Annotated in this window: 20 protein-coding genes and 2 pseudogenes; 9 read left to right on the top strand and 13 right to left on the bottom strand. The window is 69.5% G+C overall.

What is annotated here, in order from left to right:
* Positions 1-28: 28 nt before the first annotated feature.
* The 9 genes and pseudogenes from OG787_RS13705 to OG787_RS13745 all read right to left on the bottom strand — a co-directional run bounded on the left by OG787_RS13705 (position 29) and on the right by OG787_RS13745 (position 8,556).
* A pseudogene (locus OG787_RS13705) lies at positions 29-858 on the bottom strand (IS5 family transposase).
* A 40-nt stretch (positions 859-898) separates the two neighbouring features.
* Complete coding sequence (locus tag OG787_RS13710) at positions 899-2,005, bottom strand: sensor histidine kinase (protein ID WP_405535367.1); 1,107 nt, start codon at positions 2,003-2,005, stop codon at positions 899-901.
* Between the two features lie 7 nt (positions 2,006-2,012).
* Positions 2,013-2,696, bottom strand: a complete 684-nt coding sequence (locus tag OG787_RS13715) for a response regulator transcription factor (protein WP_369035664.1) — start codon at positions 2,694-2,696, stop codon at positions 2,013-2,015.
* Between the two features lie 9 nt (positions 2,697-2,705).
* A complete protein-coding gene (locus OG787_RS13720) occupies positions 2,706-3,395 on the bottom strand; it encodes a VanZ family protein (protein ID WP_369035663.1) in 690 nt (229 codons plus the stop codon).
* Between the two features lie 87 nt (positions 3,396-3,482).
* Positions 3,483-4,892 (bottom strand): cytochrome, encoded by a 1,410-nt coding sequence (locus tag OG787_RS13725; protein ID WP_405535369.1) that lies wholly within the window; start codon positions 4,890-4,892, stop codon positions 3,483-3,485.
* Between the two features lie 91 nt (positions 4,893-4,983).
* On the bottom strand, positions 4,984-7,212 hold the full coding sequence (locus OG787_RS13730; RefSeq protein WP_405535370.1) for a HelD family protein: 2,229 nt from the start codon (positions 7,210-7,212) through the stop codon (positions 4,984-4,986).
* Between the two features lie 207 nt (positions 7,213-7,419).
* Positions 7,420-7,758: a hypothetical protein gene (locus OG787_RS13735; protein WP_405535372.1), complete on the bottom strand. Its 339-nt coding sequence runs from the start codon at positions 7,756-7,758 to the stop codon at positions 7,420-7,422.
* A gap of 40 nt (positions 7,759-7,798) precedes the next feature.
* The gene (locus tag OG787_RS13740) at positions 7,799-8,131 is read right to left on the bottom strand and encodes a thioredoxin family protein (RefSeq protein WP_369035659.1); all 333 of its coding nucleotides are present in this window, start codon (positions 8,129-8,131) and stop codon (positions 7,799-7,801) included.
* On the bottom strand, positions 8,128-8,556 hold the full coding sequence (locus OG787_RS13745) for a MerR family transcriptional regulator (RefSeq protein WP_327700337.1): 429 nt from the start codon (positions 8,554-8,556) through the stop codon (positions 8,128-8,130). Before OG787_RS13745 ends, OG787_RS13740 begins: the two co-directional genes overlap by 4 nt.
* A 232-nt stretch (positions 8,557-8,788) precedes the next feature.
* Between OG787_RS13745 and OG787_RS13750 the strand changes: the two genes are divergently transcribed.
* Entirely contained in the window at positions 8,789-9,751 is a 963-nt protein-coding gene (locus OG787_RS13750) for an NAD-dependent epimerase/dehydratase family protein (RefSeq protein ID WP_369035658.1), read from the top strand.
* Positions 9,752-9,760: 9 nt separating this feature from the next.
* The gene (locus OG787_RS13755; protein WP_405535374.1) at positions 9,761-10,270 is read left to right on the top strand and encodes an ASCH domain-containing protein; all 510 of its coding nucleotides are present in this window, start codon (positions 9,761-9,763) and stop codon (positions 10,268-10,270) included.
* A gap of 163 nt (positions 10,271-10,433) precedes the next feature.
* On the opposite strand, the gene OG787_RS13760 is transcribed toward OG787_RS13755, so the two are convergent.
* Positions 10,434-11,696 carry an RNA-guided endonuclease InsQ/TnpB family protein gene (locus tag OG787_RS13760; protein WP_405535375.1) on the bottom strand — a complete coding sequence of 421 codons (1,263 nt, stop codon included), beginning with the start codon at positions 11,694-11,696 and terminating at the stop codon, positions 10,434-10,436.
* Between the two features lie 190 nt (positions 11,697-11,886).
* On the opposite strand from OG787_RS13760, the pseudogene OG787_RS13765 reads away from it, so the two are divergent.
* Positions 11,887-12,033: pseudogene (locus OG787_RS13765) on the top strand (TetR/AcrR family transcriptional regulator); the annotation flags it as partial.
* 428 nt (positions 12,034-12,461) lie between these two features.
* Here OG787_RS13765 and OG787_RS13770 read toward each other — a convergent pair.
* Entirely contained in the window at positions 12,462-13,898 is a 1,437-nt protein-coding gene (locus OG787_RS13770; protein ID WP_405540482.1) for a cation:dicarboxylate symporter family transporter, read from the bottom strand.
* Positions 13,899-14,103: 205 nt separating this feature from the next.
* Between OG787_RS13770 and OG787_RS13775 the strand changes: the two genes are divergently transcribed.
* Together OG787_RS13775 and OG787_RS13780 are read left to right on the top strand one after the other, a co-directional pair.
* Positions 14,104-16,077, top strand: a complete 1,974-nt coding sequence (locus tag OG787_RS13775) for an ATP-binding protein (RefSeq protein ID WP_405535377.1) — start codon at positions 14,104-14,106, stop codon at positions 16,075-16,077.
* The gene (locus OG787_RS13780) at positions 16,074-16,790 is read left to right on the top strand and encodes a response regulator (protein WP_369035653.1); all 717 of its coding nucleotides are present in this window, start codon (positions 16,074-16,076) and stop codon (positions 16,788-16,790) included. Before OG787_RS13775 ends, OG787_RS13780 begins: the two co-directional genes overlap by 4 nt.
* Before the next feature lie 3 nt (positions 16,791-16,793).
* On the opposite strand, the gene OG787_RS13785 is transcribed toward OG787_RS13780, so the two are convergent.
* On the bottom strand, positions 16,794-17,354 hold the full coding sequence (locus OG787_RS13785; RefSeq protein WP_369035652.1) for a hypothetical protein: 561 nt from the start codon (positions 17,352-17,354) through the stop codon (positions 16,794-16,796).
* Positions 17,355-17,429: 75 nt separating this feature from the next.
* On the opposite strand from OG787_RS13785, the gene OG787_RS13790 reads away from it, so the two are divergent.
* Genes OG787_RS13790 through OG787_RS13800 form a run of 3 tightly spaced genes read left to right on the top strand, consistent with a single transcriptional unit; the run spans position 17,430 to position 20,556 of the window.
* Positions 17,430-18,830, top strand: a complete 1,401-nt coding sequence (locus OG787_RS13790; protein WP_405535379.1) for an extracellular solute-binding protein — start codon at positions 17,430-17,432, stop codon at positions 18,828-18,830.
* A complete protein-coding gene (locus OG787_RS13795; RefSeq protein ID WP_405535380.1) occupies positions 18,827-19,711 on the top strand; it encodes a carbohydrate ABC transporter permease in 885 nt (294 codons plus the stop codon). The genes OG787_RS13790 and OG787_RS13795 overlap by 4 nt, the downstream gene beginning before the upstream one ends.
* Before the next feature lie 5 nt (positions 19,712-19,716).
* Positions 19,717-20,556: a carbohydrate ABC transporter permease gene (locus tag OG787_RS13800; RefSeq protein WP_405535381.1), complete on the top strand. Its 840-nt coding sequence runs from the start codon at positions 19,717-19,719 to the stop codon at positions 20,554-20,556.
* A 21-nt stretch (positions 20,557-20,577) separates the two neighbouring features.
* Here OG787_RS13800 and OG787_RS13805 read toward each other — a convergent pair whose 3' ends face one another.
* Complete coding sequence (locus OG787_RS13805; protein ID WP_405535383.1) at positions 20,578-22,686, bottom strand: ATP-binding protein; 2,109 nt, start codon at positions 22,684-22,686, stop codon at positions 20,578-20,580.
* Positions 22,687-22,760: 74 nt separating this feature from the next.
* Between OG787_RS13805 and OG787_RS13810 the strand changes: the two genes are divergently transcribed.
* Positions 22,761-23,612: a nucleosidase gene (locus tag OG787_RS13810; RefSeq protein ID WP_405535384.1), complete on the top strand. Its 852-nt coding sequence runs from the start codon at positions 22,761-22,763 to the stop codon at positions 23,610-23,612.
* Positions 23,613-23,798 lie beyond the last annotated feature (186 nt).

The following is a 23,798-nucleotide window of genomic DNA, read 5'->3' on the forward strand; positions in this document are numbered from 1 at the left end:
CGACGGTTCCTAGGTCGTGTCCGCAATGTCAGGGGAGCCAGAGTCGTAGGCAGGCGATGGTGACGAGGGCCTGGTAGTGGCGGGCGCGTTTGTCGTAGCGGGTGGCGAGGGCTTTGTTGTGTTTGAGCTTGTTGAAGCAGCGTTCGACGACGTTGCGGCGCCGGTAGGCGGCCCGGTTGAGTCGGCAGCGGCTCTCGCCGCGCCGGATGCGGCCGTTGATCTGATCGATGCGTTCGGGGATCGCTGCTCTGATGCCTCGTCTGCGCAGGTAGGAGCGGATCTTCGTGGATGAGTAGCCCTTGTCCGCGACGACCCGCTCGGGCCGCGATCTGGGTCGGCCGGGCCCGCACCGGCTGACGCTGATGCGGGCCATGACCTGCTCGAACTGGGTGCAGTCGTTGACGTTCCCGGCGGTGAGGGTGAAGGCGAGCGGCCGGCCCTGCCCGTCGCAGGCCAGGTGGATCTTCGTGGTCAGCCCGCCGCGGGACCGTCCGATCGCCTCGCCCGGCCAGAGCCCCCTTTTCGGGCTCCGGCCGCATGCTGGTGGGCCCGCACAGTGGTGGAATCCACGCAGACGACCGTCCAGTCGACGGCGCCGACAGCGTCGCAGTGCTGCTGGACACGGGCCAACAGCCGGTCCCAGGTACCGTCCTGCGACCAGCGGCGGAAACGCTCGTAGACCGTCTTCCACGGCCCGTACCGCTCAGGCAGATCTCTCCAGGCCGCCCCCGTGGACAGCTTCCACAGGATCCCGTTGACCACCTGGCGGCGATCGCGCACCGGTCTGCCCATCCTCGACGGAGCCAGCAACGGCTCAATCACCGCCCACGACTCATCAATCAGCTCATGACGACGCACCACGAACAGACCAACGACCCCACCACTTTGCGGACACGACCTAGGGCAGCGGACCGGGAAGCCGGACCGTGACTCGGAGCCCTCCATCTGGGCGGGGGACGAGGTCGAGGGTTCCCTCATGGGCGCGGACGATGCTGTGCACGATGGCCAGGCCGAGGCCGGCGCCGGCGTGTTCGTCGGTGCGTACGCGTTCCGTTCCGCGTTGGAAGGGTTCGGTGAGGGTCGGTACCAGTTCCGGCGGCAGCTGAGGGCCCGTGTTCTCGACGCGCAGGACGCTCGTGGCGCCGTACGCCTCGGTGTGGACCGTCACGGTGCCGCCGTCGGGGAGATTGTGGACGACGGCGTTCTGGACGAGGTTCGTGACCATCCGCAGCAGGAGTTCCGCGGAGCCGCTGGTCCCGGCCGCCCCGCCGGTGACGTCGAGGGTGATCCGGCGCCGTTCGGCGAGGGGAAGCAGTGTCTCGGCGGCCTCTTCGGCGAGGAGGGAGAGGTCGACGCGCTCGCGGGTGAAGTCGCCGCGGTCGCCGCGGCTGAGCAGCAGAAGGGCCTCGGTGAGGTCGATCGCCCGCGCATTGACGGCGTACAGGCGTTCGACGAGTTCGCCCCGGTCGCGTGTGGGGTCCTTGCGGGCGACGTCGAGGAGCGTCCGTGAGATGGCCAAGGGTGTGCGCAGTTCGTGGGAGGCGTTCGCGGCGAACCGCTGCTGCTCGGCGACATGGGACTCCAGTCGTTCGAGCATCGAGTCGAACGTGTCGGAGAGTTCACGGAACTCGTCCTGGCGGCCCTTCATCCCGATCCGGTGGGACAGCGACCCGCTCCCGGCCGTCCGTGCCGCGTCGGTGATCCGGGTGAGGGGTGCGAGCATCCGGCCGGCGAGGAGCCATCCGCCCAGGAGGCCGAAGACGAGGAGGAAGCCCAGTGCCGTGCCTGCGGCGGGGGCGAAGCCGCGCAGAAGCTCGGAGCGGTCGGGGCCGACGACGATCACGGCGCCGTACCGCTCCTGGAGGGCCCTGGGGTCGTTGGTCGGCAGCCAGCGCAGCACGAACACCCACATGACGGCGAGCAGGAGCGTCCCGGCGACGAAGAGGAATCCGGCATAACTGAGGGTGAGCTTGAGCCGGGCGCTGTGCCCTGGGCGTCTGTTCATCGGGCGTCTATTCACGCGTGCCGCCGGGGTGGGTGGTGTCGATGCGATAGCCGACGCCGGGCACCGTGGCGATGATCCAGGGTTCGCCGAGTCGTTTGCGCAGTGCGGAGACGGTGATGCGCACGGCGTTGGTGAGGGGGTCGGCGTTCTCGTCCCAGGCCCGTTCCAGCAGCTCCTCGGCACTGACGACCCCGCCCTCGGCGGCGACGAGGACTTCGAGGACGGCGAACTGTTTGCGGGTGAGCGCGACATAGCGTCCGTCGCGGAAGACCTCCCGGCGGAAGGGGTCGAGCCGCAGACCCGCGATCTCGCGGACCGGGGGCCGGGCGTACGCGCGTCTGCGGTCCAGCGCCCTGAGCCGCAGGACGAGTTCCCGCAGCTCGAAGGGTTTGGTGAGGTAGTCGTCGGCGCCGAGTTCGAACCCGGAGGCCTTGTCGTCGATCCGGTCGGCGGCGGTGAGCATGAGGATCGGGATGCCGCTGCCGGAGGCGACGATGCGCCGGGCGACCTCGTCGCCGGACGGGCCGGGGATGTCACGGTCGAGGACCGCGAGATCGTAGGAGTTGACGCCGAGCAGCTCCAGGGCGGTGTCGCCGTCAGCGGCGATGTCGGCGGCGATCGCCTCAAGGCGCAGACCGTCCCGGACGGCTTCGGCCAGATAGGGCTCGTCCTCCACGATCAGTACGCGCATACCCGAAGCCTAGGCAGCGCACGATATCGCCGGCGTATGCGCGGTACGAGCACGCCACCAGCGGCGCGACGCCAGCCCGGCCAGCAGCGCGCCGGTGGCGTTGACCAGGACGTCGTCCACGGAGGACACCCGGTCGAGCCGAAAGACGTACTGCGCGGTCTCGACCAGGACCGAGCAGCCCGCCCCGAGCGCCAGGACGCGCGGCACGGACGCCAGGGCCGCGAACCGCATCGGGGCGAAGAACCCCAGGGACGCGAAGACCAGCAGGTTGCCGGCGATCCCGAGCGGCCCCATCGTGACCAGGTCCCGCAGCGGTACGAGGCTCACCCGGGCGGGGGCGACGCCGGGCGCGGCGCCCGGCATCAGGGTCAGCCACAGGAACGGTACCGTCCCGTGGACCATGCCCACCTCGGCCAGCGACAGCCGCCACGCCGACGCGACCCCGGCGGCACGCCGACGGTGTGCCAGGGCCCACGCCACCAGCACGGCCAACGGCAGCAGGACCAGCGTCATGAGCACCACACCGTTGAACGTGTCGTAGCAGCCGTGCCACCGCCCCTCCACGCACCTCGGCGCGGCCATCAGGAGCGGCCCCCGCACTACGTACGCGGCGCCCGCCAGGCCGAGAACCGCCAGACCGAGGAGCACGATGCCGCGCGTGCGGCGGGGCGGTGCCGACAGGGATGCGTTGGAGTCCATGCCTCCATGGGAAACGGACGGCCGTTGCGGTGGCGTATCCGGTTTCCGATACGCCGGCGATACGCGGCCCCACGGGCGTGTACGTCGTCAGCGCCCGCCGAACATCAGCCTCCGCAAGGCCCCCAGCAGCCCCTTCAGCTGACCGTCCCCACCGGAGCCGACCGGCTCCCCCATGGTCTCCGTCTCTCCTCGTGGCCCGCCAACTCCCTTTCCCGCGCCACCACTCAGCTCGTACCGGACCGGCAGCACCCGCAGCCCTCGCACCACCGGCCCCGACCGCCACGGCAACTGGTCGGCGGGCAGGGTCAGTTCGGCCTTGGCCAAGTGGTCGAAGATGCGGCCCACGGCGGTGGTCACGATCATTCCGCCCAACTCCCGTGCCGCACTGGGGCATTGGTGCGGCCCGGCGCCCCATCCCAGATGCGCCCTCGTGCTCACCGTCGAACCGACCATGTGGGACGCCCCGATCGCGATCAGATCCCGGTGCGCCGCTGCCGCCGACGGCGAGACGATGTCCCCGCCCCGGATCCAGAAGTTCCCCAACGGCACATCCCGCGCCGCGAACCGGAAGCACATGTTGGCGACCGGCGGATTCACCAGCGCCGCCCGGTTCACGGTCTCCCCGAGCTGCCCGGCCGACAGACTGCGCCGCACGGTCGCGTTCCCGCGCAGCACCTCAAGCAGCGTGTTCAGCACCATGTTCCCGGTGATGTCGTTGAGGTACACGGCGTTCATGAACAGCTCGCGCCCCAACTGCTCGTCCGACAGGTTCGGGTCGGCGAGCAGCATGTACGACGTCAGGTCGTCCCCGGGCCGTGCGCGCCGGTGCGCGGCCAGTCTGGTCATCGCGGCCAGCGCCCGTCCGGTCGCCGGGCCCGCGTCCGGTCCGCCGTCGAGCATCCGCCAGAGGTCCATGACGAGTTCGTCGCCCAGCTCGACCGGGCACCCGAACAGCTTCGTCGTCACCATCAGCAGCAACGGCCGCGTGTACTGGGCGCCCAGGTCGGCGAACCCGACCGTGCCCGACTCGGCCGCCAGCATCCCGATCAGCTCGTCGGCGTACCGTGCGACCGTCGCCCGCAGCTCCCAGCCCTGCGGGGTGTGCCCGTCCTGGAACGGCCGCATCGCCGCATGGTGGGTGTGCCGGGCGGCGAGATGCTCCTCGTCGTCCATGAACATGGTCTGCCGTACCTCGTACCCCGCGAGCAGCGGCCAGTCCGGGGGCAGTTGGCGCTGCGCCCGGGCCCGCCAGTACCGCACGTCCCGCCGCCAGACACTCTCGTTCCGCAGTACCTCCAGCACCTCGCGGTAGTCGAGAACCAGCCACACCGGTACGCCCATCAGACCCACCGGCGCCACGGGTCCGTAGGTGCGCCGCAGCCGCGCGTACACGCCGCCCGGGTCGGCGTCGAACTCCGACGTCAACAGCGGTTCCACAGGCAACGACTCGAGCGCCGGGCTGTCGGCCGGCGCGGTCGCGAAGGGATGGGCTTCCATACCGCCACGCATACCGCACCGGCCGTACACGAGCGGTGACCATGGCGCGAACTGTTACGTCTTGGTGACCCTTGGTGCACGGAACTCGCCGTCACGCCCCAGAAACAGACAGCGACACCGGCAACTCCCCCCGATACAGCACACCCACCCGCTGAGTGGCCCGGGTCAGCGCCACATACAGGTCGCTCGTGCCGAACGCTCCCGGCTCCACGACCAGCACGGAGTCGAATTCCAACCCCTTGGCCTGCCGGGGATCGAGCAGCACGACGCCTCGTGTCAGATCGGGCTCGGCCCCCGCTTCCACGCCGTCCAGCCGCGCGGCCAGCTCCTCGTGCAGCGCGCGCGGAGCGATGACCGCGAGCCGCCCCTCGGCGGGCGCCAGCTCCCCGACGGCCTTCTCCACGGAAGCAGCGAGGTCACCACCTTCAACGGCCCGCACCCACGGCCGCACTCCGGTCGACCGTACGGAGGTCGGCGGCACGAAGTCCGGCCGTTCCGCCCGCACCACGGCCGCCGCCACGTCCATGATCTCGGCCGGGGTCCGGTAGTTGACGCCCAGCCGGGCGTGCTCCCAGCGGTCCTGGACGTACGGCGCGAGGATGTCCGCCCAGGCCCCGACGCCACCCGGCTCGGCGGTCTGCGCGGGATCGCCGACCAGGGTCATCGAGCGGGTGGGGCTGCGCCGCATGAGGAGCCGCCATGCCATCGGCGACAACTCCTGTGCCTCGTCGACGATGATGTGCCCGAACGCCCAGGTACGGTCGGCGGCGGCGCGGTCGGCGGCGCTCCGCAGATCCTCCTCCTCGTGCCGCTCGGCGAACCGCTCGGCGTCGATGATGTCGTGCGCGGACAGGACTTCGGAGTCCTCCGCGTCCAGGTCCTCGAACTCATAGGTACGGGAGGCGTAGGACACGTCCAACACGCCCTGTGCATAGGCGACTTGGCTGCTGCGCTCTCGCTCCGCCCGGGCCCGGGACACCCGGTCGTCCTCGCCGAGCAGCTCGGCGGCCTCGTCGAGCAGCGGTACGTCGGCGGTCGTCCAGGCCCGGGTGACGGGCCGCCGGATGGCATCGGCGTCGTCCTGCGACACGTACCCCTCGGGCGCGGCGAGGAAGTCGGCGACCAGCCGCCGCGGGCTGACGCGCGGCCACAACTGCTCGATGGCGGCCCAGACTTCACGGTTCTCGGCGAGGTCGTCGCGGATCTGGGTGATGTCGCTGGGGTCGAGAAGGTTGCTGCCGTCATACGGATCGGTGCCGATCCGCTCGGCGACCATCTCGGTGAGCGTGTTGAGGATGTGCCCCTCGAAGTGCTCGCGCGCGACGTTGTGCGGCAGCTTCGCCTCGCGCGTCCGCTCCCGCGCGACGCCCACGAGCCCGGCGTCGAGCATGAGGACGTCCCGGTCGTGCTCGATGGCGATGACGGGGTCGGGCAGCCGCTGCCGGTCCCGTACGACGGCCGCGAGCACGTCGGCCATCTCGGCGCGCCCCTTGACGACTGCGGCGCGGGCGGAGTCGACGCCAGTGGCTTTGACGCCCGGGAACAACTCACCGACGGTCGCGAGCAGCACACCGGTCTCACCGAGGGAGGGCAGCACCTCGCCGATGTAGCCGAGGAAGGCGGGGTTGGGCCCCACGATCAGCACGGCGCGTTTGGCGAGGAGTTCGCGGTGCTCGTAGAGCAGATAGGCGGCCCGGTGGAGCGCGACGGCGGTCTTGCCGGTGCCGGGCCCGCCCTCGACGACCAGCACACCCCGATGGGGCGCGCGGATGATCTCGTCCTGCTCGGCCTGGATGGTCTGCACGATGTCGTTCATCCGGCCGGTGCGGGCGGAGTCGAGCGCGGCGAGCAGCACGGCGTCGCCGGAGGGGTCCTCGTAGCCGGTGCGCGTCTCGTCCCCGAGGTCGAGGATCTCGTCGTGCAGGCCGGTGACGCGGCGCCCGTCGGTGCTGATGTGCCGGCGTCGGCGCAGCCCCATCGTGGTGTGCCCGGTGGCGAGATAGAAGGGCCGGGCGACCTCGGCCCGCCAGTCGATGAGCAGCGGGGTGCGTTCGGTGTCGTCGGCGCGCAGTCCGATACGGCCGATGTGGTGGGTGATGCCGGAGGTGAGATCGATCCGCCCGAAACAGAGCGACCCGTCGACGGCGTTCAGCGCGGCGAGCAGCCCCGACCGCTCGGCGACGAGCACGTCCCGTTCGAGCCGTGCCTGCATCGGCGTACTGCCCTGTGCGAGCGCGTCCGTGACGGAGTGCTCGGTGTCGCCGCGCAGCACGTCGACCCGGGCGTAGAGCCCGTCGACGAATTCCTGCTCACTCCGCAATTCATCGTGAGTTGATTCCGTGTTTGCGCCCCTGTTTGACAATTCCGCTCCCGCTCGGATATACTCTGCTCATTGAACTTCACCGCGACCCGATCGAATCAACCCCGATAAAGTCGCGAACCATTGAATATACGCAAGGAAATCCCCCGAGCGCAATCGCTCGGGGGATTTCCTCGTTCCCGGGGACGAGAGTCGGCGGTCAGGGGCTCACCGGAACTCGTGGACCACCTGGATCTCGCCGACGATGTGGGCGTTGAACTCGTCCAGCTCCTCGGCCGGCACCCACAGTTCGAGGATCGTCCGCCCGCCCGCCTGCTGGACGGGGAACCGGCTCACGTACTCCGAGTCGACCTCGAAGCGCGTCACGAAGCCGGCGCCGTCGTGCTTGACGTTCCAGTCCCGCGCGATGCCGATCGCGTACTCCTCGTTGAGGACGGGGTAGAAGATCGGCTGCTCGGGCAGCCGCGGCGGCCAGGCACGCCAGTTCAACTCGCGGACGAGGTCCAGCTCCTTGGGGCCGGTCGGCCGCCACAGGGTCGTGGTCATGGGAGCAGCTCTCTGCCAGGTCGGTGCGTGTCGAAGTACGTCAGAGTACGTCGGACAGCTCCTCCAGCAACCTTCTTTTCGGGCGGGCCCCCACCATCGACCGCACCGGCTCCCCAGCGCGGAAGACCATGAACGTGGGCATGGAGAGGACCCGGTAGGCGTTGGTCGTCAGGGGGTTCATGTCCACGTTCAGTTGGACCACCTTCAGACGGTTCGACTCCTCCGCCGCCAACGCGGTGAGTACCGGGGCCATCTGGCGGCACGGTGGGCACCAGTCCGCCGTGAACTCGACCAGGACCGGCAGGTCCGCGCCGAGCACCTCCGTCTCGAAGTCCGTGTCCGTCACCTCGGGCACGCCCGTCGCCTTGGTCATCGTGTTCGTCCTCCCCACTCGCATGCCGGTTCCGGACCGCCCGGAACCGTCGCCTCGGCCGCCAGTTCGTCTCGCGCCCGCTCGGCCCGCGTCAGCTGTTCGCCGACCTTCGCCCGTACCGACTGCAACTCGCCGATCAGCGCGTCGAGTTCGTCCAGCTTGCGGCGGTAGACGGCGAGCGACGCGGGACAGGAGTCGCCCTCCGGGTGGCCCGCCCGCAGACAGTCCACGAAGGGCCGCGTCTCCTCCAGGTCGAACCCGAAGTCCTGGAGCGTCCGGATCTGCCGGAGCAGTTTCAGGTCGTCCTCGTCGTAGGCGCGGTAGCCGTTGTCCGTGCGCCGCGCGGGCAGCAGCCCCCGTGACTCGTAGTACCGCAGGGTCCGTGTGGTGGTCCCGGCCCGCGCCGCCAGCTCCCCGATCCGCATGCCGATTCGCATACGTACGAACGTAGTCCTTGACGCCGACGTCAAGGCAAGGCCGCAGCGGTTTCCTCTCCGCCGGGGGCGACATGGGTGCCGTATCCGGTGATCGCGCCCGCCGCCTCCAGCCGACGCACGCGCTCGGTGGCTCGGCCGGATGTCCCATTACTCACCCTTCAGAACTGGCCGGCACGCCAGAAGAATTATGATCGCAAGGTCCGCTACGGGGAGGAACATCATGCGCGACGTATTGGTCATCGGCGGCAATCGCTATTTCGGAAAGCGGCTCATCGACCGGCTGATCTCAGCCGGAGACCGGGTCACCGTTCTCAACCGGGGTTCCGCTTCCCCGCCCGCCGGCGCAATTCACCTAGTCGCCGACCGCGACGACGAGGCCGCCCTGAATTCCGCTCTCGGTGACCGTACCTTCGACGCCGTCGTCGACCAGGTCTGCTACACACCCCGCCAGGCGGCGACAGCCCGACGCGTCTTCGCCGGCGGCCGTACCCACCGCTATGTGATGACGTCCACGATCGAGGTGTACGAGTACGAGGACTCCCTCGTCTACGAGGATGCCGTCGTCCCCGTGCGCGAGGACGCCGTCGATCCGCGTACCGTCCCCGTCGACCTCGAACTCCCCTGGGACCGGGCGGAGTTCCGCGACACGCACTACGGCGAGGGCAAGCGCCAGGCCGAGGCGGTCTTCGCGGCCGACGCCGCCGGTACGGAGTCCCCGTACACCTGGACCTCCGTGCGCGTCTCCCATGTCCTGGGCGGTAACGACGACTTCACCGGCCGGCTCGACCACTACGCCACCCGTATCCGGGCCGGCGCCCCGATCGCCGTACCGACCGAGAACCGGCCCACGACCTACATCCACGTCGAGGAGATCGCCGATTTCCTGTTCTGGGCGGTGGGCCAGGACTTCACCGGCCCGGTGAACGCGGCCTCCCACGGCCTGCTGACCACCGAGGAATTGTGCGCGGCCGTGGCCATACACATCCCGAGCGGCAGAACAGTCTTCCAGAACGTCGACGTAGGCGAGATCTCCCCGTTCTCCTTCGCCCGCTCGTACGGCATGGACAACTCCCGTGCCACCGAACTCGGATTCACCTTCGGCCACGTACAGGAATGGCTGCCCCGGGCGATCGCCGAGACACTCGGCCCCAATCCGGACTCCGACTCGGAGAAGACCACCTAGCGTGATCCCATGACCCCGATGACCCCCGTGCCACAGACGCGGCCCGACGATCCCTCGCACCTGCCCAGAGCCGAGTTCGCCTTCCCCGGCCCGCTGCGCGACCGGCTCGTCGCCGCGATCCTCGACGGTTCCAAGACGTCCACGACCGGGCTCGTCGTCGACTACGAACACGACGGCGAACCCCTGCCGGAGGTCGGCAACCGCTCGGTGGTCGTCGACTCTGCCGACCGTCCGGTCGGCATCATCGAGGTCACCGGCGTACGGGTCGTCCCCCTGGCCGATGTGGACCTCGCCCACGCACTCGACGAGGGCGAGGGCTACACCGACGTGGCCGCCTGGCGGGCCGGTCACGAACGTTTCTGGCACAGCGAGGGGATGCGGGCGGCCCTGGACGACCCGGGGTTCACGGTGGACGACTCGACGATGGCGGTGCTGGAACGGTTCCGCTTGGTGGCGGACCTGCGGACGGGCAGGGGCCTGGGCACGGGCACGGGCACGGGCACGGGCACGGCTGTCTGATCAGGCAGCCGGACGCGTACGACGTCGAGAGCAGTGCCACCGTGCATGCCCGCGAGGGACAGCATGCGCAAGCCGGTGTCCAGGGCATCATGGTCGAGCACGAACTGGAGGTGCTGGGTGAGGTATTGAAGTGCTCTCCTTCGTGATTGAAGGAGATTCCCCCCTACCTTGCGGTGGCGGGCTTGACGCGTTTCCACGTCTGACGACTGCACCTTCCGGCAGCCGGGGCAAGCGCGTGGCCCGCCCGGTATACAGCGAGAACGTTGCGGGCGGCATTGGTATCGGCGTTGCCGGACCAGCCGCACGCGGGGTTCTCGCACACGAACACGGCCTGGGACTCCCGGCTGCCCGCCGTGGTGCGCCGGCAGACGTGGCGGCGCTGGGAGGTTCCGAGGGCGGGGACCTTGTGCGGGGTTCCGCCGTGTCGAGTGGTCTTGTAGGCCAGCAGCGCAGTGGTTCGGCCCCAGGCCTCGGCGTGGATGACCCGGTTGAGACCGGCCTTCTGCGCCACCTGTGTGCCGGGGTTGTCCACAGTGCCTTTGGCAGACCTGACCATGTTCGTGATCGTGAGCTTCTCCACCACGACGGTGCCGTAGCCGTTGGCGATGGCCGTGGTGGTCTGGCGCTGCCGGTCGAGGTGTCGGCGCTTGGCTTTCGCGCGCAATCCCGCGATCCGGTCATAGGTGTGGTGCAGCCGGTTACTGGTGGGCTCACCGGGCTTGCGACGGGACTTCTGATGGGCTGCCCGCCGCTCCAGTTCCAGGAGCCGGGCCTGTTCCTTGGGGGTGAGCCAGGGGCCGTGGTGGAAGTCGTTGCCGTCGGAGAGGGCGAGCGGAACGGTGATGCCGGCATCGATACCGACCGCCGGCCCGGTGTGGACGGCCGGGGCGGGTGCAAGGGTGGTGACGCGGAAGGCGATGTGCCAGCCGAGGGCGTCCTTGACCAGCCTTGCTCCGGTGATCCGATCATCCTTTTCGGCGTGTTTGGCGACAGGCAGGCCTTTGGTCCAGCGGAAGCGGACCCGGCCGAGCTTGGGGATGTTGACCATGCCCCAGCGGCGGTGGACCCGTTTCACATGGAGGTCGCGGCCCTGGGGGATGTCGAGAGTGAGCGGGGTGCGGAAGCGGGCTTTGAACTCAGGCGCCGAGGTCCGGCCCTCCCAGCAGTTCTTCCAGGCCTGGAAGTAGGTCTTCAGCACAGCCTGGGCGGCCTGGGCGGGGAGCCCACCCATCCAGTCGATCTCCCGGCGGGCCTGGCGGATCGCCGCGTCTGCGGCGTCCAGGGTGCGCTTGTCGCGCGGGAGCATCTGCCACCAGTCGTGCAGGACGTTCCACAGGGCACGGGCGGTGTGGGCCTGGCCGTCCAGGACGGCCGCCTGGGCAGGGGAGAGGGGGAGCCGAGCACGATGCCCGAACTGCCGTTTCACCAGCCCTGGTTGGTCCGTGATCGGACACTAGCGCTGGTCCATGCCACTTTGACGGAATCCGAATCTAACGGTCAGAACCGGTCACGATGCGGTCTATGACCTTCATATTCTTTTGGTTCTCGTCACCAAATGTCGACCAGGGGACCGACCCGGTCCTGACGCGGTGCAAGGAGATCCTGCGGGAAGTCTGCAGATACCGTTCGCGCTCATGGAGGCCGTGAACGACGGGCTCCTGGCCCCGGAGGAGGCGGGCCGCTCCGCCGCGGTCACCCTGCTGACGGCCGCGGGCGTACCCGCCTCGCGGGCCACCGCGCTGGTGGCCGAGCTGAGCGACTGAGGCGACGGTCGTCCGCCGTACCGGCACTGGTACCGGCACTGGTGCTGGTGCCGGAAACGGAAATGGCCGAGCGGCCAGGCTTCGGGGGAGTGCCTGGCCGCTCGGCGTTTTTCGGGATCCCGGGGCTCCGGCGGACCTGCCGGGTGCCCCGGGCCGGGCGCCGGACAACGGGGGGTGTCCAGCCGTCCGGAGATGGCTTGCGGGTATCGGGTATGTCGTAGCTCTCAGTGCTCGCGGAGAACTCGGCTCTCGCGGCGCAGCTGGTCGGCCGCGATGCCGTGCCGTGCCGTACCGACGACCCGGGAGTTCGAGCCGCCCGGCCCGGAAACTGCCCGGGCGGCTGAGAGACGGGGGGTCGTCTCAGCCGCCCGGAGTCGACGGACCGGAGTCGACGGACCGGAGTCGACGGACCGGAGTCGACGGGCGGGTCAGGCCTTGGCCAGTTCCTTCTCGCCGCCCTGCTCGGGGATGTCCGCGGAGGCGGAGTCGGCGCCGTCCTCCGGGTGGAAGCCGTCGTTCTCGTCGATGAGCGTCTTCTCGTCGAACGGGTGCCGGCCGCCGAGGACCTCCGCGACGCGCCCCTTGTCGATCTCGTTGGTCCAGGTGCCGATCAGGACCGTGGCGACCGCGTTGCCCGCGAAGTTCGTGAGGGCGCGGGCCTCGCTCATGAAGCGGTCGATGCCGACGATCAGGCCGAGGCCGTCCACCAGGGCGGGCTTGTGCGACTGGAGGCCGCCGGCCAGGGTCGCGAGACCGGCGCCGGTGACACCCGCCGCGCCCTTCGAGGCGACGAGCAGGAAGAGCAGCAGCGGGATCTGCTCGCTGACGGACATCGGCGTACCCATGGCGTCGGCGATGAACAGGGACGCCATGGTCATGTAGATCATGGTGCCGTCGAGGTTGAACGAGTAGCCGGTCGGGACGGTGATGCCGACGACCGGCTTGCTGACGCCCAGGTGCTCCATCTTCGCGATGAGGCGCGGCAGCGCCGACTCGGAGGACGAGGTCGAGAGGATCAGCAGGAACTCGCGGCCCAGGTACTTGAAAAGCGAGAGGATGTTGAGGCCCGTGAAGATCTTCAGCAGCGCGCCGAGCACGAGGAAGACGAAGAGGAAACAGGTGAGGTAGAAGGACAGCATCAGGACGGCGAGCTGCTTGAGCGCGTCGACACCGGCGGACCCGGTCACCGCGGCCATGGCGCCGAAGGCACCGACGGGCGCGGCCCACATGACCATGCCGAGGATGCGGAAGACGAGCCGCTGGATGTGCTCGACACCGCGCAGGATCGGTGCGCCGGTCGAGCCCATGGCCTGGATCGCGAACCCGGCGAGCAGCGCGATGAGCAGCGTCTGGAGGACCTCGCCGCCGGTGAAGGCGGAGACGAACGTGGTCGGGATGATCCCGAGCAGGAACTCGGTGGTGTCCTTGGCCTCGGCCGAGACCTGCGCCTGGCCGGTCTCCTTGACGGCGTCGGTCAGCGCGAGGCCGGTGCCCGGCTCGATGAGGTTGCCGACGACCAGGCCGATGCCCAGCGCGACGAACGACATGACCACGAAGTAGCCGAGCGCGATGCCGCCTACCTTGCCGACCTTCGCTGCCTTCCGTACCGAGCCGATGCCGAGCACGATCGTGCAGAAGATGATCGGGGAGATCATCATCTTGATCAGGTTGACGAAGCCGGTTCCGATCGGCTTCAGCTCCACGGCGAAGTCGGGGGCGATCAGACCCACGGCGATACCGGCGGCCACCGCGGCGATGACCGCGATGTAGAGGTAGTGGGTACGGTCCCGCTTCGCGGCGGGTGCGGCAGGTGCCGTTGAGGATGAGGTGGCCACGGCTGCCCTCCTTGACGTCGTCGTCGGCATCACCGGCGTGCGGCTCACGTCCGGGGGATGGGGAGAAAGTTGTGCTGCGGATCAGGTGGTGCGTACGGGTCGCGGGCGGCGACCGAAAACGGACCAAGACCCGCCAATCGCGTCCCTGCGATGCGGTGACTATCTAACGGCTTGTGAGGGCGGTCACCCTTCCGTTCATTTAGTTCACACTTATAAGGAGAGGCAGACTGACAGCATGCGTTTCCCCCGTGTTCCCGGACCCCGCAGCCTGGCCGGCCAGCTCTTCGCGATGCAGGCCGTGCTGATAGCTGTCCTGGTGGCTGGATACGCACTGTTCACGTACGTCAGTGACCGCAGCCAGGCCGAGGACGCGGCGGGCCGCCAGGCGATGGCCGTCGCCCGTTCGGTCGCGGACGCCCCCTCGGTGCGCGAGGCGATCCGCACCGCTCCGAAGCCGACGACGCTCCTCCAGCCGTACGCCCTCCAGGTGCAGCGCGACACGGACGTCGACTTCGTCACGATCATGGACCCCGAGGGCATCCGCTGGACCCACCCCGACCCGGACCAGATCGGTCAGCGCTTCCTCGGGCACCGGGAGCGCGCGCTGCGCGGCGAGTCGTTCACGGAGACCTTCTCCGGGACGCTCGGCCCGTCTGTCCGCGCGGTCACCCCGATCCACGACGGCGACCGGATCGTGGGGCTGGTGAGTGCCGGGATCCGGGTCGAGGAGATCAGCGCCCGGGTCCAGGACCAGGTCACGGCGCTGTTCGGGGTCGCGGCGGGCGCGCTGGCGCTGGGCGCGGTGGGCACGTACGTCATCAACGCGCGCCTGCGCCGCCATACGCACGGGATGAACGCGGCCGAGCTGAGCCGTATGCACGACTACCACCAGGCCGCCCTGCACGCCGTACGCGAGGGGCTGCTGATGCTGGACGGGCAGTACAGGGTGGCGCTGATGAACGACGGCGGCCGGGAGCTGCTGGGCGTCCCGGACGAGGAGGAGGGGGAGGTCGTCGGCCGGTCCGTGGCCGAGCTGGGGCTGCCCGCCCCGCTGACGGGGGCGCTGCTGTCGGCCGAGCCGCGCGTCGACGAGGTGCATCTGACCGCCGACCGGGTGCTGGTGGTCAACACGTCACCGGTGTCGAGCGGCGAGCGCAGAGGCACGGTCGTCACCCTGCGGGACGTAACGGAACTCCAGTCCCTGATGGGCGAGTTGGACTCCGAGCGCGGCTTCACGCAGGCACTGCGCTCGCAGGCGCACGAGGCGGCGAACCGGCTCCACACGGTCGTGTCGCTGATCGAGCTGGACCGGGCGGAGGAGGCCGTGGACTTCGCGACGGCCGAACTGGAACTGGCCCAGGCGCTCACCGACCAGGTGGTCGCGGCGGTCAGCGAGCCGGTGCTTGCCGCCCTGCTGCTCGGCAAGACGGCGCAGGCGAACGAGCGGGGCGTGGAACTGGTGGTGTCGGAGGACAGCAGCCTCGACGACGGCCTGCTCCCCGACACGCTCCCTTCCCGCGACCTGGTCACCATCCTGGGCAACCTCATCGACAACGCGGTGGACGCGGCCCAGGGCGGCGGAGAGGCGGGCCTGGGCGCGTCGCGGGTGACGGTGACGGCCCTCACGGAGGACTCCCTGCTGGTGCTCCGCGTCTCCGACACGGGCGCGGGCGTCGACCCGGCCCACACGGAGGCGGTCTTCCAGCGGGGCTTCACGACCAAGCCGGCGGGGCCGGGCGGACGGGGTCTGGGTCTGGCGCTCGTACGGCAGGCGGTGGCCCGGCACGAGGGGACGCTGACGGTGTCGGAGGCGGCGGGAGGAGGGGCGGAGTTCGAGGTGCGGCTGCCGTTGCCTAAGGTTGCGGCGCCAACGGTGGCCGCCTCCGCGGTGACCCCACCCGCGGTGGCTGAACCTGCCGTGACTTCGCCCGCGGTGGCCTCGGCGAAGGCTTCAGGGGGTCACACCTCCGCGAAGTCCACGGGGTCGACGAAGTCTGGTGGGCCTGCCAAGCCCACTGGCCCGGCGGAGTCCAGTGGGCCTGCCAAGCCCACTGGGCCGGCGAAGCCCGGTGGGCCTGCCAAGCCCACTGGCCCGGCGAAGTCCAGTGGGCCCGCCGAGCCGTCCGACCTCGCCGAGCCGTCCGACCGTGCCGAACCGACCGAACCCGCCGAGCCTGCCGAGCCCGCCTTGCCTGGAGGGGACGTATGACCGACCCCAGAGACACGAAGCACAGAGACACGACGACCGACCCGATCCGCGTTCTCGTCGTGGAGGACGACCCGGTCGCCGCCGACGCGCACGTCATGTACGTGGGCCGGGTACCCGGGTTCACGGCCGTCGGCAAGGCGCACACGGGCGCGGAGGCCCGGCGCGCGCTGGACCGTACGCCGGTGGACCTGCTCCTCCTCGACCTGCACCTGCCGGACGGGCACGGGCTGCAACTGGCCCGCTCGCTCCGGGCGGCCGGCTACCACGCGGACGTCATCGCGGTGACGTCGGCGCGCGACCTGGCGGTGGTACGGGAGGGGGTCTCCCTCGGGGTCGTCCAGTACGTACTGAAGCCCTTCACCTTCGCGACCCTGCGGGACCGGCTGGTCCGGTATGCCGAGTACCACGCGGCGGCGGGCGAGGCGAGCGGCCAGGACGAGGTCGACCGCGCCCTGGCGAGCCTGCGCGCACCGGGCCCCGCCGCCCTCCCCAAGGGCCTGAGCGCCCCCACCCTGGAACGCGTCACGCTGACCCTCCGGGCCAGCACCGAGGGCCTCACGGCGGCCGGGGTCGCCGAGGAGGTCGGCATCTCGCGCATCACGGCCCGGCGCTACCTGGAACACCTGGTGGACGCGGGACGGGCGGCACGGGCCCCGCAGTACGGGCAGGTGGGGCGGCCGGAGTTGCAGTACAAGTGGGTGCGGGGGCAGTAGGGCTCAGGTGCCAGGGCGCGAGTAGGTGACGATCTGCGCGGCGAGCCCGGCGACGCCGATCGCCTCGACGACGGAGAGCACGAGGAGTCCGGCGCTGATGTCGCCGGCGCCCCAGTAGACGGTGAGCCCGGCGAGCGGGACGACGCAGAACGCGAGCAGATCCACGGCGAGTTGGACGGCCTTGCGGGAGCGGCGCCGGGTGTCGGAGCGGTGGGCGGACTCCCAGCCGAAGGAACTCTGCTCCGGGGCGAGTTGGGCGAGGAGACCGAGCCGGGGCCCCAACTCCTCCCGCACATAGGCGCCGATCGCGGAGATCTTCTCGTCGTTGATGAGGTAGGTCCAGCCGAGGACGACGCACACGGGCGGGAGGGCGAGCAGCATGACGGGCCGCTCGGCCTGTGCGGTGGCCGCGAGGACGGCGGCGACGACGGTGAGGGTGACGTAGAGAAGGTTGTCCCGGAAGCCGATACGGGTCTTCTGCTCGTCCTTGAGGACCGTGTACTCGGCGAGCAGAAGCTGCCCGAGAGTGACACCTGCTCCAGGTGACTCCGGAGACTCAGGCACGCTTCTTCCTTCCCGTGGCCCTGTGGGCTTACGTTCACCGAGCAGCCATACAGGCTTTCAGGCCAGTAGGAGGTCGTGCTCGTGCGCCCCACCGCAGCCCGCACAACTACCCCATTGTCCCTGCTCGTTGCCGCCACCCTCACCCTCGCCGCCGGTTCCCTCACGGCCTGCGGCGGAAGCTCCGGCAGCGATCCGGACACGGTGAGGATCTCCTTCAAACAGTCGACGGACAACTCCATCAAGGTGATGGACACGTATCTCGCGGACATCAAGAAGCAGTTCGAGAAGGCCAACCCCGGCAAGAAGGCGGAGCTGGTCCCGATCAAGGCGCCGGACTCGGAGTACTACACCAAGGTCCAGCAGATGCTCCGCTCCCCCAAGACGGCTCCCGACCTGGTCTACGAGGACACGTTCCTCATCAACTCCGACATCACCAGCGGGTACTTGAAGCCCCTGGACTCCTACCTCGCCAAGTGGCCGGACTGGAACCAGTTCATCGACACCGCGAAGACGGCGGCCAAGGCGGAGGACGGCAAGACGTACGGAGTCCCGGACGGCACGGACACGAGGGGCCTGTGGTTCGACAAGGGCATCTTCGCGAAGGCGGGCCTACCAGCCGACTGGCAGCCAAAGACATGGGAGGAGGTCCTGTCGGCGGCCCGCACGATCAAGGAGAAGGTGCCGGACGTCATCCCCCTGAACGTCTACACGGGCAAGCCGGTGGGCGAGGGTGCCACCATGCAGGGCTTCGAGATGCTGCTGTACGGCACGGGGAGCGAGGGCGCTCCGGACCCCCTGTACGACGCCTCCTCGAAGAAGTGGATCGCGGGAAGCCAGGCCTTCAAGGACGCCCTGACATTCGTCGAAACGGTGTACAAGGAGAAACTGGGCCCGGACGTGTCCGATGCCCTCGACCCCAACATCGGCACCCGGGTACGCGGCGAACTGCTCCCCGAGGGCAGGCTGGGCATCAACCTCGACGGCTCCTGGCTCCCCCAGGACTGGCTGCCGGGCAGCGGCCATGAATGGCCCGAGTGGTCGACGAAACTGGGCCTGGCGGCGATGCCGACGCAGACGGGCCAGGCGCCGGGCAAGGTGAGCATGTCGGGCGGCTGGACCTGGGCGATCCCGTCGAAGGCGGCCAACCCTGACCTGGCCTTCGAGTTCATCAAGACGATGCAGACGAAGGCGAACGCCCAGAAGTGGTACGTGGCCAACTCGGGCATAGCGGTGCGGAAGGACGTGGCGGCGGACCCCGCCTACGTCGACGCCCAGCCCGGCATCAAGTTCTTCACGGACCTGGTGGCGAACACGCACTACCGCCCGGCGTATCCGGCGTACCCGAAGGTCTCGACGGCCATCCAGGAAGCGATGGAGGGCGTGACGACGGGCGACGCGTCGGTGGAGGAGGCGGCGAGCGCGTACGACGAGGCGCTGAAGTCTGCGACGGGCGACCAGGTAGTAGAGAAGCAGTGAGGGCGAGTGGGGGCGCGGGTGCGACCAGGCGTGCCCTGACCAGGGCGCTTCCGGTCACCCCGGCGGTGGTCCTGCTGCTCCTCTTCCTCGCGGGCCCGATCGCGTACTGCGCCTACATCGCGTTCACGGACCTCCAGTTGACGGGCCAGGCGGAGTCGTCGTTCGTGGGCTTCGAGAACTTCCGTACGGCGTTCAAGGACGAGGCGTTCATCAACGCGGTATGGCTGACGCTGGTGTTCACGGTCCTGTCGTCGCTGATAGGCCAGAACACACTGGGCCTGACACTGGCGGCACTGATGCAACGGGCGTCGAAGCCGGTACGGACGCTGGTGGGCGGGATCGTGATCACGGCGTGGGTACTGCCGGAGGTGGTGGCGGGCTTCCTGCTGTACGCCTTCTTCAGACGGGAGGGCACTCTGAACGCGATCCTGGACTGGCTCCACCTCCCCTCCCAGAACTGGCTGTTCACGCTGCCGATCCTGGCGGTGTCGTTCGCGAACGTGTGGCGGGGTACGGCGTTCTCGATGCTGGTGTACTCGGCGGCGCTGAACGAGATCCCAAAGGAGATCACGGAGGCGGCGGAGGTGGACGGCGCGGGCGGCTGGCGCCGGATGTGGCACATCACGCTGCCGATGATCCGACGCTCGATCGGCACGAACCTGATGCTGAACACGCTACAGACGCTTTCGGTGTTCGGCCTGATCTGGGTGATGACGAGGGGTGGGCCGGGGAATCGAAGTCAGACGCTGCCGTTGTTCATGTACGAACAGGCCTTCCAGAAGAGCATGATCGGGTACGGGACTGCGGTGGCGTTGCTGCTGCTGGTGGTCGGCTCGCTGTTCTCGGTGGTTTATATGCGGCTGCTGCGGACGGAGGTGTGAGCGAGGTGACCACTGTCCTGAAGTCCCGTCGCAGGAGCCGCCGACTGGCGGCGGATGCGGGCTTGTTGGTGGTCGCGGCGGCTTTCGTCCTCCCGTTGGCATGGGTGATCCTCTCGGCTCTGGACCCGCACGCGGACCTGCGGGTGAAGGCCCCCGACGGCCTGACGCTGGACAACTTCGACGCGGTACTGACCCCGGAGATCACCTTCACACCGCTCCTCAACAGCCTGCTGTTGTGTGGGGGCGGGACCGCGTTGACGGTGGTGTGCGCGGCGCTGGCGGCGTACCCGTTGTCGCGGTTCAGATCGCGCTTCAACCGCCCGTTCCTCCTGACGATCCTGTTCGCGACGAGCCTGCCGATCACGGCGATCATGGTGCCGGTGTACGCACTGTTCGTCCAGGTGAACCTGATCGACACGATGCAGGGCACGATCCTGTTCTTCGCGGCGTCCCAACTCCCGTTCGCCATCTGGCTGATGAAGAACTTCATGGACGGCGTCCCGAAGGAGCTGGAGGAGGCGGCGTGGACGGACGGGGCGTCGGCGTTCCAGTCCCTGGTACGGATCGTGCTGCCGCTCATGGGGCCCGGGGTGGCGGTGGTGACGGTGTTCTCGTTCGTGGTGATGTGGGGGAACTTCTTCGTGCCGTTCATGTTGTTGCTTACGCCGGATCAGATGCCGGCGAGTGTGAGCATCAATGATTTCTTCGGGAACCGGGGGACGGTTGTTTATGGGCAGCTGGCTGCGTTTTCGGTTATTTATTCGACGCCGGTGATTTTGTTGTATGTGGTGGTGGCTCGGCGGTTGGGTGGGGGGTTTGCGCTGGGTGGGGCAGTTAAGGGGTGAGGAGGGGAGTTGGGGCGGCTGTTATTGCTGCGCCTCGGCGCGGGCACGGGCCTGGTCGGCTTTCGCGGTTTCGCCGACCCGGGTGTAGGCGTCAGCGGCGCGAACCCAGCAGGCACGGGCCTCGGCGGAACAGGCGGCGGACTCGTGGATCAGGGCGAGGTTGTGCAGGACCTGCCCCGTCCAGTACCAGTCCTCGAACTCCCGGTAGACCTCCAGTGCCCTGCCCCACTCCTCGATCGCCTCATCCACCCGACCCGCCCCCTGCAAGGCGGCGCCGAGACTGTGCCACGCGATGGCCTCGCCTTGGCGGTCTCTGACGACCTGGCACAGATCGCGGGCCCTGGTGTGCGCGTCAATCGCCTCCGTCACCCGACCCACCCCCTGCAGGGCGAGGCCGAGGTTGTTCCACGCGATGGCCTCGCGGTGGCGGTCCCTGACGGCCTGGTACAGGTCGCGGGCCCGGGTGTGCGCCTCGACTGCTTCTGTCACCCGGCCCGCCTCCCGCAGGGCGAGACCGAGGTTGTTCCACGCGCCGGCCTCGCGGTGGCCGTGCCCAACGGCCCTGTACAGGTCGCGAGCGCCAGTGTGAGCCTCGACCGCCTCCGCTGCTCGACCTGCCGACCGCAGGGCGAGACCGAGGTGGTCCCACGCGCCGGCCTCGGCCTTGCGGTCCCCGAAACGGCGGGCGGCCTCCAGCGCGGCCCGGCCCACAACAACCCCGTCATCGAAATACCGCCGCCATTCCAGGTAGACCGCCAGGCACTCAGCCAGCCGTACCGCCGTACCCGCGAACCGCTCCCGCTCCGCCCAGCCCACCGCCGCCACCAGACCAGCACGCTCTCCGTCCAGCCACCTCAACGCCTCCCCCCGCCCCCCGAACCGCCCCGGCGCCGGCCTCCCCGGAAACCACCACAACCAGGCATGAGCCGGGTACGCCCACGCGCAATAGAAGTCCAGCACCCGCCCCAGAGCCGCCTCTCCCTCCTCCGACCACCCCGCGTCCCCGGCCACCACACCCACCCCGAACGCCCGCACCAAGTCATGCAAGCGCCACCGTCGACGTCCGCTCCCCCGATCCGGCTCAGCGAGATGGGCACGATCCAGGGCCTCAAGTGCCTGGACCGGAGGGGTGTCCGTCCCGACGAGCGCGGCAACGACCTCGTCGCTCACGTCCGGCCCCGGCGCCAGCGCCAGCAGACGCAGCACCCGGGCCTGTTCGGGCGGGAGCCGCTTGTACGACAGATCGAAGGCCGCACGGACGCTGCGCTCGCCGTCGTCGAGGTGCCCGAGCAGGTCGCGGGACTCTGCGAGTTCGGCGGTCAGCTCAGCTACTGGCTTGTCCCGGTCCACCACGAGAAGCGCCGCCGCGATCTGGAGGGCGAGCGGCAGGTGTCCGCAGAGGGTGGCGAGGTCCGTGGCCGACTCGGGGTCGTCCGCGACGCGACTGTCGGCGGGGTGCGCGATCCGCAGGGCACGGTCGAGGAGGTCGTACGCCTCCTCCGGCGTCAGTTCGTCCAACGCCAGTAGCCGTGCCCCCAGTTGGGGCAGCCGGTCCCGGGAGGTGACCAGGAGCCGGTGTCCCGTGCCGCCGCCGGGCAGCAGTGGCCGCACCTGAGTCGGCGAGGACGCGTTGTCGGCCAGGACCAGTACGGGGCCCTGCTCCCGGGCGCGGTCGGCGAGGGCCGAGCGGTAGAACCCGGCTCGATCGTCCGCACACGCCGGGATGTGCTCCGGCTCCGTCCCCAACGCCCGAAGCAACGCCTCCAGAGCCTGCTCCCCCGTAACCGGTTCCTCGTCGTACCCGTGCAGGTCGACGAAGAGCACCCCACCCGGGAACCAGCCCTTTCCGCATGCCTCATACCCCGCCTGGACGGCGAGCGCGGTCTTGCCGATGCCACCGAGCCCCGACACGGCAGCGACAACCACCGTCTCAGGCCCGCCACCCGACAACGCGTCCAGCAACTCCCGGAGTTCAGCCTCGCGCCCGGTGAAACCGACCGCCCTGGCGGGAAGGGCATCCAGCGCACTCGGCGCCGGCGCGTGCTCGCGGTACACGGCCTTCACCGTCACCGAACCCGCAACGCTCGCACCGCGCAGGTCGATGTGATCCCCGCCGTACTCGGTCGCCATCGTGCCGCCCGTCCCCCGTGCCGCCTTCGCCCATCGCGTGACATAACGGTACGCCCGCCAAGTACCGTAGAAAGGTGCCGGAGACTCAGAGAACCGTTGCCGTCCTGACCGCGCTGTCGCTGGAGTACGACGCAGTGCGGGAGCACCTCACGGACATCGAGACGCTGACCCACCCGCGCTACGGCACAAAGGCCAAGCTGGGCCAACTCCCGGACACGCCTTGGCAGGTGGTCCTCGTCAACATGGGCGAAGGCACACTCACGGCAGCCACGCTCACCGAGCGCGTACTGACGTGGCTGGACCCCGAGGCCGTACTGCTCGTCGGTGTCGCGGGCGGCCTCAAGGAGGACATCGGAATCGGCGATGTCGTGGTCGCGACGAAGGTGTACTCGATCCACGGCGGCAAGGAGACCCCCGAGGGTTTCCTGGTCCGCCCGGAGGCCTGGCACGCCTCACACCGCCTGGAACAGGCGGCCAAGGAGGCCCTGGGCAACACGGCGGACTTCAAGACGCACTTCAAGCCGATCGCCGTCGGAGACGTACTCCTCGCGGACAGGAAGTCCAAGCTCGCCCAGCACATCCACGAGCACTACAACGACGCCGTCGCCATCGAGATGGAGAGTTCCGGCGTGGCCAACGCCGTCCAACTCGCCGGTGAGGCGGGCGCGTTGATCATCCGAGGCATCAGCGACAAGGCCGAGGAGGACAAGGGGGGTTCGCAACCCCGGGCCGCAGGGAACGCGGCAGCGGCTGCCGTGGCCGTACTCCGCGAGCTGACCCCGAAACAGACCACCGACCCTCGGGAGGGTCCTTTTCGCGGCGATACGTACGGAGGGGACCACTTCGACTTCCGACAGAGCACGTTCAACGGCTCCTTCGTCGCGAAGTTCGTCGGACATCGACCCGGCGACGAGGACGGACGGTAGCGAGGACGCGGGGCGAGGCGGGCTCGGCCCCGGCCACTCCCATGGCCCGGTACCGGTAGCGACGGCCACGCTCCCGCCCCGGCCGCTGGGCTTCACCGGCCGTTCGGCGGAGTTGGGCCGCTTGCTGCCCCGCCTGGAACCCGACCCGACGGGCTCCGCCGCACGCCCTCTGCTCATCTGCGCCGT

This window comes from Streptomyces sp. NBC_00075 (genome assembly GCF_045041225.1).
Taxonomy (GTDB): Bacteria; Actinomycetota; Actinomycetes; order Streptomycetales; family Streptomycetaceae; genus Streptomyces; species Streptomyces adonidis.

Excerpts from the sequence above, each read along its gene's own strand:
- OG787_RS13775 (WP_405535377.1), top strand. The coding sequence starts at position 14,104 with ATGCGTTTCCCCCGTGTTCCCGGACCCCGCAGCCTGGCCGGCCAGCTC.
- OG787_RS13740 (WP_369035659.1), bottom strand. The coding sequence starts at position 8,131 with ATGACCAAGGCGACGGGCGTGCCCGAGGTGACGGACACGGACTTCGAG.
- OG787_RS13750 (WP_369035658.1), top strand. The coding sequence starts at position 8,789 with ATGCGCGACGTATTGGTCATCGGCGGCAATCGCTATTTCGGAAAGCGG.
- OG787_RS13745 (WP_327700337.1), bottom strand. The coding sequence starts at position 8,556 with ATGCGGATCGGGGAGCTGGCGGCGCGGGCCGGGACCACCACACGGACC.
- OG787_RS13710 (WP_405535367.1), bottom strand. The coding sequence starts at position 2,005 with ATGAACAGACGCCCAGGGCACAGCGCCCGGCTCAAGCTCACCCTCAGT.
- OG787_RS13720 (WP_369035663.1), bottom strand. The coding sequence starts at position 3,395 with ATGGACTCCAACGCATCCCTGTCGGCACCGCCCCGCCGCACGCGCGGC.
- OG787_RS13725 (WP_405535369.1), bottom strand. The coding sequence starts at position 4,892 with ATGGAAGCCCATCCCTTCGCGACCGCGCCGGCCGACAGCCCGGCGCTC.
- OG787_RS13755 (WP_405535374.1), top strand. The coding sequence starts at position 9,761 with ATGACCCCGATGACCCCCGTGCCACAGACGCGGCCCGACGATCCCTCG.
- OG787_RS13735 (WP_405535372.1), bottom strand. The coding sequence starts at position 7,758 with ATGACCACGACCCTGTGGCGGCCGACCGGCCCCAAGGAGCTGGACCTC.
- OG787_RS13805 (WP_405535383.1), bottom strand. The coding sequence starts at position 22,686 with ATGGCGACCGAGTACGGCGGGGATCACATCGACCTGCGCGGTGCGAGC.
- OG787_RS13715 (WP_369035664.1), bottom strand. The coding sequence starts at position 2,696 with ATGCGCGTACTGATCGTGGAGGACGAGCCCTATCTGGCCGAAGCCGTC.
- OG787_RS13770 (WP_405540482.1), bottom strand. The coding sequence starts at position 13,898 with ATGCCGACGACGACGTCAAGGAGGGCAGCCGTGGCCACCTCATCCTCA.
- OG787_RS13780 (WP_369035653.1), top strand. The coding sequence starts at position 16,074 with ATGACCGACCCCAGAGACACGAAGCACAGAGACACGACGACCGACCCG.